The following is a 12,271-nucleotide window of genomic DNA, read 5'->3' on the forward strand; positions in this document are numbered from 1 at the left end:
ATGTCATTTCAGAACGAGCCAGCCGGATAGGACAATGACGAGCGCGCCCGCCAACGTATGAAGTTCGATCGGGGCGGAGAAGAACAGTGCCCCATAGAGGCAGCCCCAGATGATCTGGCTGTATTGGAAGGGGGCGACCACCGAGGCATCGCCCATACGAAACGCCCGGACTAGCAGCAGGTGTCCGGCGAGGAGCAACAGGCCCGCCGCAAAGGCGACAAACAGGTCCATCGGCCCGACCGGCGCCAGGCCACCCCCTACCACCGCGACCCCGAGTGCGACGACAGTCAGCACTACGAGCAGCGTGAACACGAGCGCCAGATCGGATTCGGTCGCTTTTGCGCGCCGCAACAAGAGGAGCGAGAGCGCAAACACCAGGGCGGAGGCGGCAGCGTTGGCATGACCGATGTTCAGCGGTGCGATTCCTGGCCGAAGCGCGATCGCAACGCCGAGGAAACCGATCACGACCCCGCTCCAGGCGAGCGGCGATAGACGCTCGGCCAACAGAAGGAAAGCCAGGACTGCCACCAGCATTGGGGTCAGGAACGCAAGCAGATAGGCCTCGGCGAGGGGAAGCAGCGAGAGGGCATAGTAGATCAGCAAAGTGTCGATGGCGAGCAACAGCGCCCGCAGCAGCGCAAGCCCCGGATGACGCGGCATCAGGGATGCCCCGGCACCCTTGATGCCGGCGCGGGCGCTGAGCGATATCATGGCGGCAAGCGTCACCATGAATGTTACCTGCGGCACCGCCAGCCGGACCGCGAGTAGCTTCACCAGCGCATCCGTGCCCGAAAAGACGGCGAAGGCCGCAAAGCCGAGTGAAGCGGCGCGGAGATTGCGCCGCATGCCGGCCGCGGCCGGCCTGACATTCGCGTCAACGGACATTGAAGCGTCCGAACCGGGCTTCGATGCGGGACTGCAGGTATTCGAGGCAGACCGAAAGGACCCAGTAGATCATCGAAGCGGTGATCAGCATCTCGATGTGGCGGAACTCGGTCTGTCCCTGCGTGCGGGCGAGATACATCAGTTCCCAGACGCCGACGACGGAGACGAGCGAGGAGTCCTTCAGCATGGCGATGAACTGATTGCCGGTCGGCGGGATGATCACGCGCATCGCTTGCGGCAGGACCACCAGCCCCATCGTCTGGCTTGGGCTGAGGCCGAGGGCGAACGCCCCTTCCGTCTGGCCGCGCGGGATGCTTTCAATGCCCGCCCGGAAGATTTCAGTCATGTAGGCGCCGTAGCACAAGGAAAGCGCGAGAATGCCGGCCGGGACCGCACCGATGACATAGCCCACCTGCGGCAGCCCGAGATAGATGATGTAGATCTGCATGAGCAGCGGCAAGCCGCGGAAGAGCGAGGTGTAGAAGGTGGCAAGCCCGTAGAGCACGCCGTTCCTGGACAGCTTGGCGATGGCTCCCGCAAGCGCTATCACCGTCGCTATGAAGATCGAAATCACCGAGATGAAGAGCGTCGTGAGAACGCCCTGAGAAATCAGGAAGCCGATCTTCTTCGCGATGAAGGCGAATGACAGGTCGAAGGAATAGAAGAAGAGCATCAGGAGCGCGAAGAGCTCGATCCAGACGGCGACCACCTGCAGGCGGCGCGGCAACTGTCGCAATGCCTCCCAGTTCATGGCCGCGATCAGAGCGATCATCGCTGCGCTCAGCAGTTGGCCGAGCGCGGGATTGGCTTTCAGCCATTCCGATGATGTGGGCAGCATATGGCGGATCCAGTCCGGGCTGACCCCGAGACCGTAGATTGCAGCCGTGACGAGCGCGAGCATGAAAAACATCCCGGAGCGTCGCGCCGCCTCCGGATAAGTCAGTATCAGGCGACCAATCATGTCATTCTCTCCGGCGTTCAGGCCGCGCGCTCGCGCCACCAGTCCTGTGCCTGTAGTTTCCAGTAGGTGAGTTGGGCGACCGCCAGCCCGGCGTAGCCGCCGGCCCAGGAGAGGCCGAATGGCTTGAACAGCTTGTAGCGTTCGGACTGGCCAAGAATGCCCTCGGCCACCAGCTTGCCGCCGATCGCCGTCGTGTTCAGCCCATGTCCGCCGAAGGCCGTGCAATGCCAGACGCCGGGCTGCATCTCGCCGATCTGTGGCATCAGGTGGCGCGCATAGGACATGAGACCGGACCAGGCGAGTGCCGTCTTTAGGTTCTTGAGCTGCGGATAGATACCGACCATCTCGCGCCTGAGCTCCGCCGCAAGGGCCGCGGGCGAGGCAGCGCGGGTGGTGATGCGTCCGCCCCAAAGCAGGCGCTTTCCGCCCTCGACCAGGCGGTAATAATCGCCGGCGCGGCGATTGTCCCCTATCGCGTCCGTTGTTGCGATGGCCGTGCGGATGAGGTCCGGAGCCTCCTCGCTGAGCATGACGTAGGTGGCAATCGGCAGGAAGGAACGCTTCAACCGCCCGTTCAGTGGACCGGTGTAGCCTCCGGTCGTGAAAACCACCCGACGCGCCTTCACCCGGCCTCCCGCCGTGGCAATGACCTTCTCCGCGCCGCCAAGCGCGCATTTCGTGGCGGCCGACCCTTCGTAGATCCGGCCGCCCAGACGCTCGATCTCGTCCGATATGCTGCGAAGATAGTTCAGGGGGTGCATGTGGAAGGCCATTGGATCGCGCAGGCCATGGAAGTAGCGTTTGGATTTCAGCACCGAGCGAACCTGCTCGGTATTGAGATATTCGAGATGGTAGCTGTAGGCGCGCTCCATCTCCTCGGCATGAACCTTGAGGCTCTCGCCGTCATCGTAGCGCAGCACGCTGGTAAGGCCATGTTGCGGCCTTGCCCCCTCGATCTTCAGGGCACCGATCGTATCGCGAACAAACTCGACCCCTTCGATCGATAGCAGGTGAATTTGCCGCGCCACCTCGGCCCCTGCGATGCCCGCGATCTTGTCGCTTCCCGTCGCAAAGCCGGGACTGACAAAGCCGCCATTGCGACCGGACGCCCCAAACCCGACACTTTCGGCTTCAAGCACGACGACCGCCTGACCGGCACGCGCCAGCTGAAGCGCAGTTGTCAGACCAGCAAGGCCACCGCCGACGATCACGGTGTCACATTCGACCGCACCAGATAGAACTGGTCTGACCTTCCAGTCGGTCATCGTCTGTTTGTAATAGGTATCGGGATAAGACATTTTCCCTCGCGCAGAGACGACGATGGCGGAACCGCGGACGGCTACTGCATGATCTCTCAGGTCTATAGCAACCTTTTGCGCGTCCAATAGACGCGCGGCGTTGTAGAGCCGCCCGCACGTTTATCGGATCAGTCGGCGCTGTAGTCCCTGCCGTACCACTTGGTGGTCAGCGTCGCGAGCGTGCCGTCCTCCTTCATCTCGTCGATGATTTCTCCGACCTTCTTCGTCCAGTCCGGATCGGCCTTTTCGGCGATCACCGCCAGCGGCTCCTTGAAAGCGTATTCGCGCTCGATCACGCGCAGCGGGTAGCCGTTCTTGATGGCATTGAGGGCGGTCTGCTCCGGCGCGATCACCGCATCAAGCCGCACACCGTCCCCAAGGCGCAGGTCGTCGAAGGGCAGCATGGAATCGGCAAAGGTGCGAATCTCGCCGGGCTCTAGCTTGTATTCGATCGGGGGCAGGCCGGGCGCGTCGATTTCCAGTTGCCGGCGGATGAAGTCCTCCGACGTCGTGGCCGTTTCCACACCGATGATCTTGCCGTTCAGGTCGGTGACGGACTTCGCCTTGCTGTCCTTGTGGAGCACGTAGACATAGGGGCTGTAGTAGTAGATGCCGGCAAAATCGATCACCTGGGCACGCGCCTTCGTCGGGGTGACCGACCCGACGCCGAGGTCGTAGCGTCCTTGCCAGCGGCCGCCGGTCAGGGTCGCCCAATCCGGGGTCTCGAAGCTGACTCCGACGCCGAGGCGCTTTGCGATTTCCTTCGAGACATCGATGTCGAAACCGACCATCTCGTTGTTATCGTCCAGGTAGCTCTGGGGCGGCCAGCCGCTGTTGGTTGCGACCACCATGGCCTTTTTCCCCATAACCCGGTCGAGCGTCTCGCCCGCCTGTACGGCCGTCGCGAATGCCAGCACGGCGACGCCGATTGCAAGCTGTTGAACCAGTTTCCTCACGCGGTCCTCCTCCTTTGTTGTCAGTCAGTAAGTTCTCAATTCTGTAAGATGTCTGACAACATGATTTAGAGAAGATGGAGGCGATCGAGTCAAGGGGCGGGCCGGCTTCGGTCCATGAAACGACGTGATGAGACCATGCTAATTGGTCATGGACCTAGCAACTGTCGCGCCAAGCGCTCTGCAAGCGCACGGCCACAGCTTTCGTCGCCATCCACAAGACATGAGCCGAATCAATGTTTCGTCGGCCCTTATGTTAAACGCGCCGGCGGCACGTCGAGAGAAGCGGGCTCGGTTCGCCGGTCGCGATCTCCCAGGCCCCAGCAATTCTCCCGCAATGAGGCCAAGTGTTGCGCCGAAGGCGACGAAATAGCGGAAGTGGCGCTCCCCCCTCTGCGCATGATCGTGGGCAAAGCTGACGGTGAACGAGGAACGAATCTGCCACTTTTTGTCCACGTTCGGACGGATGTACTCGGCGAGAACGGGCCAGTCCTGCCTGGGCTACCGGCCATCGAAGAAAAGCATCAGGCTCGCGGTCGAGACTGTCCACGCGCTGACCGACGAAAGGGGACATGGCAAGAGACCACGTTGCTTGTAGCAAATTTGAACCGCACGCTGCGCGGCTGTTACTCGGCAATTAAACGGGGTCATCCAGTCAAATGCCGATCCCTGGAGCAGCGGCGGAAGCTACCCAGCTGTCAGCGCGATACTCAGGACTTTGACCCCTGGGCTCGGGTGACCATAGTCTGCCGAGTGGAAGGTTTCCCGTATCGCGCTGTCGCGACTTTGGCGACTGGCCTGGAAGCGAGACAGAACGTTAAGTAGCAAACACGATTTCCCTAGACCTTCGGGATGCCGCACTCGACGCCGGTTCAATCCCCCCGCAGCCGCCGGCGAAGCGAGCTCGCGATGCAGTGCCTCGCGAGCCTCCGGTGCCCGTCCTTTCGCCCGGGGCGGGCATCGTTCGCGATTGACAAAGAATGGCAGTCCCTTATCCCGGCGGCCGCAGTCCTGCCTCCGGAAACGGCCACCCCACACATGGGGGCAAGGTCAGGCCCCAAGATGTCACCGGATCGAGAGAAACTCGAGGAAAGGCTTTCGAATCCCGTGCATCCGGGGCCTTGGTGGTCGCGATGGTCAGATGGAGGACCCGCAAACCTAACCTCTCGATCGCTACTCGATGTCGAACTGTTCGTAGTCGAGGCGTTCGCCCTGCACCACCTCCTCACGGTCATAGGGCAGATCGTAAGTCGGACGGCCCGCATACCCGCCCCAGCCGTAGTACGGATATGCATAGGGGCCGGTGACGCCGTAGCCTGCGTTGGGCGTCACCACCACGGCCTGGAGCTTACCGTCCTTGATGATCAGGTCATTGACATAGCCGTAATTGGCGAAGGCACCGGCGTCGCGCACGCGGGCGTAATCGCCAATCAAGTCGGTGGCCCGGAAAAGCCCCGGTGATGTCGCCAGGTCGTCATCCACCACCCGCGTCTCCGTCGCATCCTCGCGCGAGAGATATTTGGTCTTCCAGGGTGCGTAGTCCTCTACGTTTTCCTGTGTAACCGGAATGACTATTCGGTCCGCCGTCATTTCGATTTCGTCCCAGGGGACGTTCACATGGGTGTCGAACATGTCCCAGAAACCGCCAACCTCGGCGACCAGCGAAACGACGCGGCCATCATCGGAAAACACTACGTTCTCGACGCTGCCGATCTCGTCGCCTGTGGGGCCGTGGACCTCCATGTCGTCGAACATCTGGTCGACGCTCACCCCGCCCTGGTAGAGATCTCCAACCGCCCATTCGGAGAGCGCCACGACATCCACATCATCTTCTCTCGGAGTAACCGCGCCGGTGGCCAGGTCGTTTTCACCGCCGGCCTCCCCGGCATCAGCCTGCACGTCGCCGGTTTCGACGTCGCCGGTCCGCATATCGGTACTTCCGGCCCGGGCGAATTCATCTTCGGAGATGTTCCGGTCGGCGTCGGCGTCGTAGACCCCGTAGAGCGCCAGATGGAAGGCCTGCCAGTCGACACCCGCGCCTGCCGCATCCCAATCGGCAGCGACCTGCGCCTGCGCCGATCCTTCGACGAATTCGTTCTGCGTCAGCACGGAGTCTCCGTCCGTGTCGAGAGCGGCGAAGTCGGGCCGGTTGCCATCATCGAACCACCGCTCGAAACCGTTCTGATACTCCGACTCGGTCAACCGGTTGTCCCCATCACCGTCCCAGTTCTGAAAGATACCGCTGTAGAGTTCGTTCTCACTGATCCGGCGGCTATCATCGGCATCCCAGCGAGTGAACACGTCGCGACTCGTCTGTTCGAATTCGGATTCCGACAGCTGCTTATTGGTATCCACGTCGGCATCGGTGAAAACCTGATTTCCGGCGGCAAATGCTGTGCCCCCGCCAAGGGCCAAGACCAACGCCAATGCAGTCGATGTCGTTTTATAGCTCATTTCTGTCTCCTCGGATTTTCACTTTTCCGCAAAAAGGCGACCAAAGATGCTCGGCGGCCATGGCCACCCTGCATAAGACCCCCTGCATAAGACCCGCGGTGTTGTGCGTGTCAGCCCGAACAAGCCGCAGCAGGCTGCGTTCCCTCGGTCACGGAAACTTGATCCGGCAGACGGCGAGGCGCCGCGTCGCACGCACCCGATCGTGAAAGGAATAGCACGCAGTTTCGGCGAGTACTGCCAAAGGCCGCGCCCGTTCAGAACACTGTCGGAAATGGTGTCGGCCGGTTAGTCCTCGCTTAATGCTCAATCCGCATTTGACGTGGCGGACCTTATTGCGCTTTCGGCCGCCTCGAGATCATCCGGCTCAAGCGGCGGGGCGACCCTCGCTCTGGCCAAACCCGGGCGACGGCACAGATCCGCGACGACTGGCCAGTGATCGGATCCGAATGCCGGACCGCGTGCGAAGCCCAAGATGCCCAGTTCCTCCGTAATAAGGACGTGATCGATCGGCCAATAGAAGATCGGCATTTGGGCGTTGTAGGTTGCCAGATAGCCGCGCCCGAGGCGGGGATCATACAAGCCACCGATACGAAGGGTCCGGCGGAAGACGGGTTCCCACGGCACGGCATTGAAGTCACCGGCGACCACCATTGCCTCTGCGCTCTCGCGTGCCGCTTTGGCCGCCAGCATAAGCTGTGCATCGCGCGTGGCAGAGCTGTGGAAAGGTCGGGGCGGCCGTGGATGCAATCCATAGAAGGACACGGTCTCGCCGTCCCGCATGCTCAGCCGGGCTCTGATCGCGGGGACGCGGTTGTCGACCGGAAACAGGATTTCGGACTCGACGAGGGGAAAGTTCGTGAAAAGGTGAATGCCGAAATTGGCGCGGGATCCTGCGACCTGCTGAACCGCATCAGTGAACCTTGGCTTCAGCGCGGCAAGCTGCTCGTCCCACCACTGGTTCGTCTCGACCGCCAGGAACAGGTCGGGGTCGTAGCCGCGCACGATCCGGAGCAATTCGTCGGCACTCTCAAGTCTGCCATTCACATTGGCCACAAGCACACGCATCCGGGACTCCTTTGGACACTCCGATGCAACAGCGCCGGCCTCTTGTCGGAAGGGCAGGTAAGGGATCAGGTAGAAGGCGTTGTAGAGCATCGCAGGCAGGGCCAGAGCGAGAACGGCCCAAGCGAGCGGCCGACGGGGCGAGTACAGCAGAGCCGCAGAAGCGACGATCAAGACCAGAAGAAGGTGCAGTCGAGCGATATCCAGTACCCTGATCCACCAATAGTTTGACTGGATCAGGGGGACCAGCGACAGAGCGCCGGCCACTAGTGTGACGATGAGTGCGGACCCAAACAGGGCGTTACTCAATTTTTGATCCTCTTGCTGAAGGCTAGCGGAGCATATGATCGAGGCCTCTCGCGGCATTAAGAAACTTGCATGGCAGGCGTTGCGGTTAAGCGTCCACCGGAGCGCCTGTCACGATCCGGGCGGCTCGCCCGTCCAGCGTTCAGGGCCGTCGGCGGAGCGCACCCCGAGCGACTTTTTTGCCAGCTGGCGCGCCCACGGCTTTAGCGCCCGGTTTTCGGGTGGTCCACATCTGCGCCAGCACTTGCCGACGTGAGTGCCACCCGAATCGCGGACGGCGTTCAGACGTCCCAGAAACCGCCGTCGCCTATGTCGTCGCCTAAGTCGCCGAACTCAGGCTCCTCGATGATGTTGTCACCGTCATCGTCATAGGCGGCGTACACGCCATCATGAAATTCGGTGCTGGACAACATATCGTCATCGTTGGCGTCCCAGTCGTCGAAGCCAATGTCATCGTCGAAGGGCGATTCAGCAGTATCGCGCGTGCCATAACCGGCATCGAACTCCGCTTGGGACAGCATGTTGTCGTCATCCGTGTCCCAGTCGCCGAATACACCAACGTCCTTATCGAAGCCGGCAGCGAACTCCTCGTTGTCGATACCGGCGTCGCCATTGGCATCCCATTCACCGAAGTTGGCCATTGCCGGCGCAGCAACGAGGGAGATGGCCACGGCGGAGCCAAGGAGGGCTTTGGTCCAATTTGTCTTCATCATGGGGGTCGTTCTCCTGTTGGGTTGTTTCACATCGGGGGCGCTGCTCCGGCCCGTCACATCTACTTCCTAACGGGCCCTGCAGCCGAGACCGCACGCGCGTCCTACGGCGTCGCGCAGGTCAGCCCCAACAAGCCGAAGAGAGCCCCGTTCCCATGCACACGAAAATTTTATCCGGCGGGGCCAAGGCCCGTACTGCCCGGGCCGCCTGGAACAATGCCGACCAGCCACCGCGTTTCGCCCACGTGCTGGCGTCGGAATCAGGGGTGGTGCTGCCGGTGGTCGCGGTTGTATCGGTCATATTCGCCGGCGGATTGATCAGCATGAGGACCCTGTTGCCATCCTCCGTCTGCGCTTGGACCAGGTAAGCGGCGTCGAGGACCGTTACCTCCTTGAAGCCGGCGTTGGAGAGCTGCGTCTTCAGCTTCTCAGCCGTCATGGCCATGACCTGGTCCTGCTGGCCGGTCCCGGTCGCCTGTGTATCACCGGACTGAGCGAAGGCGGGCGTGGCGAATGCCGCGATCGTGGGGCAAAATTTGCTGCAGTCATTCATCGGTCCTTCTCGTCACCTGCCACGGCCAACGGCCCTCGACCTCCACCGTTAGGGAGACGCTGAGAAATGTGCGGATCAGCACGATCACGGCGAGAACGAGGACGTTCTCCATCGTTGGCCTCACCATGACAGTGCCGACGATGTCGGCGGCCACGAGAAGCTCCAGGCCGAGCAGGATTGCCCGTCCCAGTCGGCGTCGAAAATGGTAGTACGCCTCCTCCTCATTGACCTTACCCAGTCTGCCGAGGGTGCTGACAAGTGCAAACAGCGCACCAGCGACTATGATGCCGATTCCCGCCATCTCCAAGCCCCTCGCGGTTCCATGCACTACGCTATCCAGTTCCATTATGCAACTCCAGGTTACAGGTTCGACATGGGCAGAATCGGCGCCGCCGACCGGCGGAGCGGGGCATCTGACGGGAAATGGAACACGAAGGCCCAGGTTCCTGAGCGTCCCTGACCTTGCCGTTCCCCTTGCCGGACCAAAAAGCTATTGTCCAACGTGTCGACGAACGCCAGCTTTTGCGGTCCGGTGATGATCCGATGCAGCCGATGTTTGTCGCTGGCCGGAGGCGCATTGACCAGCACGGCGTGGCAGTGGGCGCGCGGGAACATTTTCGTTCAGTTTCAGTTCCGGCGCCGTACAAGCGATTGCCGGAGGCGAGCCATTGGGGAATCGCGCAGACCTGGGTCGCGCTTCTGGTAACCGACCTCAGGATGTGGCACACGCGACGACGATTTCGTCTGGCGATGGCACGACAATCTCATTTACGGGATATGGTTGGATATCGGCGATCCCGAAAAGCAGGATCGGCGTAGCGATTGGTGCTCGACATCGACTTCATCGACGAGTGGCTGGGTGAAAAGCCCGGCGAGGCTGGCATCAAATCCACGCCTTCGCAAACACGCGGACGCCGCCGCGTGCTGCTCAGGAAAGCCCTGCGACAATCCTCAGGCCAAGATCATCCCGAACTCCGACCTGATAGGCGTTGATCAGCTTTGCGGCGAGTGCTTCAGCTTCTTCCGACTGGCGAGACAAGGCTCGCATTTGCAGCTCGTCCTGGAAGGCCTTCCCGATCATGGCCAATTCGTCGGGCCCGATTGGATCGAAACTGCAGGTCTGAGCGGAGTTCATCGTACCCTCTTCCTCCGGCAATGCCGCGACGGAGACCACCTTGCGCCGATTTCGGCCGCATTTGATGAAACACAGTTTCGGAGATTATCGAAAGTGAACGGTTCTCACGGCGGGGCCATCCAGTTCGGTCCACTCGACGGCCGCAATGGCGGAACCGAACAGAAGAGCAGGTATAGCGAGAGCTCCCGCGAATCTCAGCATTTGAAGACGACGTGTGCGCTTTCCGTCCCAGTCGTAAGCCATCTGCCATCCGCCCCCTTGAAAGCATCTGAAAACAGCACGGCAGAATAGAACCAGAGAAAGACCTGCAGGTCGAGTCGATTTTCAAGTATTACTTTTAGCAAAATTTGACCGGGTCGATCTATATTGCTTGCGCGGCGGCAACAAATGGTAGAGAGCGGAGGCAAGACGATGAGGCATGCGCCCCTGTCCGAATTAGAGGTCGCCGAAGATCTGGAGGCCCTCAAGGATTGCGGCGCATCACCGGCGATGAGCAGGGAATGGTGGCGGTGCCATCCATTCCCGGTTGCAGCGAACCGGGAATGGATCGGAAAGGCGGGCGGTCCCCGCGTTTTTCTCAGCCTCCAAGCACGGTTCGGATGGCGTCTTGCGTGGCATTGACGACGATGTCGGCCTGCTCACGCGTCAGGCAGAGCGGTGGCGCAAAACCGAGGATGTCGCCTTGCGGCATGGCGCGGCCGATAACGCCGCGCTCCGCGAGCGCCGCGGCCACCTGCGGCCCGACCTTGCGGCCGGGGTCGAAGAATATGCGGTCGTCCCGGTCCTCGACGAATTCCACCGCCGCCATCAGTCCGTCGCCGCGCACTTCGCCGACATGGGCGTGGTCGCCGACGGCCTTCTGAAGTTCGGCTCGGAAATAAGCCCCGGTCGAACCGGCATTCTCGACGATGCCGAGCTCGTCGATCAGCTCGAGATTGGCGATGCCGGCGGCGGCTGAGATCGGGTGCGCCGAATAGGTCCAGCCATGGCCGATGGCCCCAAGCTCGTCCGAGCCTTTGACCAGCACCTGCCAGACCTTGTCCGAGACGATCGAGCCGGAGAGCGGCGCATAGGCCGAGGTCAGCCCCTTGGCGATGGTGATCAGGTCCGGCTTGATGCCGTAGTGATCGCAGCCGAACATGGTGCCGAGGCGGCCGAAACCGGTCACGACTTCGTCGGCGACGATGAGGACATCGTATTTCTGAAGCACCGCCTGGATCTTCTGCCAGTACCCCTTTGGCGGCGGCACGATACCGCCTGTGCCGAGGATCGGCTCGCCGATGAAGGCCGCAATGGTGTCGGGTCCTTCGGCAAGGATCATCTCCTCGAGCTTGTCTGCGCAGAACTGCGAGAATTGTTCCTCGCTCATCGTGCGGTCCGGGCGGCGGAAATAATAGGGCGCCTCCGTGTGCAGGATCGGCGCACGCGGCAGGTCGAAGGCGTTGTGAAAGAGGTGAAGGCCCGTCAGCGAGCCGGTCATCACGCCCGAGCCGTGATAGCCGCGCCAGCGTGAGATGATCTTCTTCTTCTCGGGCCGGCCGAGAACGTTGTTGTAATACCAGATCAGCTTGATGTTGGTCTCGTTGGCGTCCGAGCCGGAAAGCCCGAAATAGACGCGGGACATCCCTTCCGGAGCCCGCTCGATGATCATCTTGGAAAGCCGGATCGAGGCTTCCGTGCCGTGGCCGACATAGGCGTGATAATAAGCGAGGTTCTTCGCCTGCTCGGCAATCGCCTCGGCGATCTTCTGGCGGCCATAGCCGACATTGACACAGTAGAGGCCGGCGAAGGCGTCGAGGCTGCGCTTGCCGGCAATATCGGTGATGTAGACGCCTTCGCCGCCCGCGATCACGCGGCTTGCGCTCTCGCCGCGCGCGTGCATTCCCATGTGGGTGGAGGGATGAAAAAAGTGGTCGCGGTCCCAGGCGGTGAGTTCGTTGCTTCTTTCGAGCAT

The 12,271-nt window shown here is 61.5% G+C and carries 12 protein-coding genes; all 12 read right to left on the bottom strand.

The features are described from left to right. Window positions 1-3: 3 nt before the first annotated feature. Complete coding sequence (locus SJ05684_RS18515; RefSeq protein WP_034857170.1) at window positions 4-885, bottom strand: DMT family transporter; 882 nt, start codon at window positions 883-885, stop codon at window positions 4-6. After that, window positions 875-1,846 carry an amino acid ABC transporter permease gene (locus tag SJ05684_RS18520; protein ID WP_050980114.1) on the bottom strand — a complete coding sequence of 324 codons (972 nt, stop codon included), beginning with the start codon at window positions 1,844-1,846 and terminating at the stop codon, window positions 875-877. The genes SJ05684_RS18515 and SJ05684_RS18520 overlap by 11 nt, the downstream gene beginning before the upstream one ends. Window positions 1,847-1,863: 17 nt before the next feature. After that, window positions 1,864-3,144, bottom strand: a complete 1,281-nt coding sequence (locus tag SJ05684_RS18525; RefSeq protein ID WP_083846216.1) for an NAD(P)/FAD-dependent oxidoreductase — start codon at window positions 3,142-3,144, stop codon at window positions 1,864-1,866. Window positions 3,145-3,272: 128 nt separating this feature from the next. After that, the gene (locus SJ05684_RS18530) at window positions 3,273-4,091 is read right to left on the bottom strand and encodes a transporter substrate-binding domain-containing protein (RefSeq protein WP_374188717.1); all 819 of its coding nucleotides are present in this window, start codon (window positions 4,089-4,091) and stop codon (window positions 3,273-3,275) included. A 1,179-nt stretch (window positions 4,092-5,270) separates the two neighbouring features. Then, window positions 5,271-6,551, bottom strand: coding sequence for a PRC-barrel domain-containing protein (locus tag SJ05684_RS18540; protein WP_034857176.1), 1,281 nt, complete (start codon window positions 6,549-6,551; stop codon window positions 5,271-5,273). Between the two features lie 303 nt (window positions 6,552-6,854). Continuing rightward, window positions 6,855-7,922, bottom strand: a complete 1,068-nt coding sequence (locus tag SJ05684_RS18545) for an endonuclease/exonuclease/phosphatase family protein (protein ID WP_034857178.1) — start codon at window positions 7,920-7,922, stop codon at window positions 6,855-6,857. A 278-nt stretch (window positions 7,923-8,200) separates the two neighbouring features. After that, window positions 8,201-8,632 (bottom strand): EF-hand domain-containing protein, encoded by a 432-nt coding sequence (locus SJ05684_RS18550; protein ID WP_034857180.1) that lies wholly within the window; start codon window positions 8,630-8,632, stop codon window positions 8,201-8,203. Window positions 8,633-8,750: 118 nt separating this feature from the next. Further along, window positions 8,751-9,182: a hypothetical protein gene (locus SJ05684_RS18555; protein ID WP_034857181.1), complete on the bottom strand. Its 432-nt coding sequence runs from the start codon at window positions 9,180-9,182 to the stop codon at window positions 8,751-8,753. Then, window positions 9,175-9,528 (bottom strand): DUF1622 domain-containing protein, encoded by a 354-nt coding sequence (locus SJ05684_RS18560; protein WP_050980110.1) that lies wholly within the window; start codon window positions 9,526-9,528, stop codon window positions 9,175-9,177. Before SJ05684_RS18560 ends, SJ05684_RS18555 begins: the two co-directional genes overlap by 8 nt. A gap of 14 nt (window positions 9,529-9,542) precedes the next feature. Beyond that, complete coding sequence (locus SJ05684_RS18565; protein ID WP_034857184.1) at window positions 9,543-9,797, bottom strand: hypothetical protein; 255 nt, start codon at window positions 9,795-9,797, stop codon at window positions 9,543-9,545. Window positions 9,798-10,110: 313 nt separating this feature from the next. Further along, a complete protein-coding gene (locus SJ05684_RS18570) occupies window positions 10,111-10,317 on the bottom strand; it encodes a hypothetical protein (protein WP_034857186.1) in 207 nt (68 codons plus the stop codon). A 577-nt stretch (window positions 10,318-10,894) separates the two neighbouring features. Beyond that, window positions 10,895-12,271 (bottom strand): aspartate aminotransferase family protein, encoded by a 1,377-nt coding sequence (locus tag SJ05684_RS18580; protein WP_034857188.1) that lies wholly within the window; start codon window positions 12,269-12,271, stop codon window positions 10,895-10,897.

It is taken from the genome of Sinorhizobium sojae CCBAU 05684 (assembly GCF_002288525.1).
Lineage (GTDB): Bacteria > Pseudomonadota > Alphaproteobacteria > Rhizobiales > Rhizobiaceae > Sinorhizobium > Sinorhizobium sojae.

Excerpts from the sequence above, each read along its gene's own strand:
- SJ05684_RS18515 (WP_034857170.1), bottom strand. The coding sequence starts at position 885 with ATGTCCGTTGACGCGAATGTCAGGCCGGCCGCGGCCGGCATGCGGCGC.
- SJ05684_RS18520 (WP_050980114.1), bottom strand. The coding sequence starts at position 1,846 with ATGATTGGTCGCCTGATACTGACTTATCCGGAGGCGGCGCGACGCTCC.
- SJ05684_RS18525 (WP_083846216.1), bottom strand. The coding sequence starts at position 3,144 with ATGTCTTATCCCGATACCTATTACAAACAGACGATGACCGACTGGAAG.
- SJ05684_RS18540 (WP_034857176.1), bottom strand. The coding sequence starts at position 6,551 with ATGAGCTATAAAACGACATCGACTGCATTGGCGTTGGTCTTGGCCCTT.
- SJ05684_RS18550 (WP_034857180.1), bottom strand. The coding sequence starts at position 8,632 with ATGATGAAGACAAATTGGACCAAAGCCCTCCTTGGCTCCGCCGTGGCC.
- SJ05684_RS18555 (WP_034857181.1), bottom strand. The coding sequence starts at position 9,182 with ATGAATGACTGCAGCAAATTTTGCCCCACGATCGCGGCATTCGCCACG.
- SJ05684_RS18560 (WP_050980110.1), bottom strand. The coding sequence starts at position 9,528 with ATGGAACTGGATAGCGTAGTGCATGGAACCGCGAGGGGCTTGGAGATG.
- SJ05684_RS18565 (WP_034857184.1), bottom strand. The coding sequence starts at position 9,797 with ATGTTCCCGCGCGCCCACTGCCACGCCGTGCTGGTCAATGCGCCTCCG.
- SJ05684_RS18570 (WP_034857186.1), bottom strand. The coding sequence starts at position 10,317 with ATGAACTCCGCTCAGACCTGCAGTTTCGATCCAATCGGGCCCGACGAA.
- SJ05684_RS18580 (WP_034857188.1), bottom strand. The coding sequence starts at position 12,271 with ATGCTCGAAAGAAGCAACGAACTCACCGCCTGGGACCGCGACCACTTT.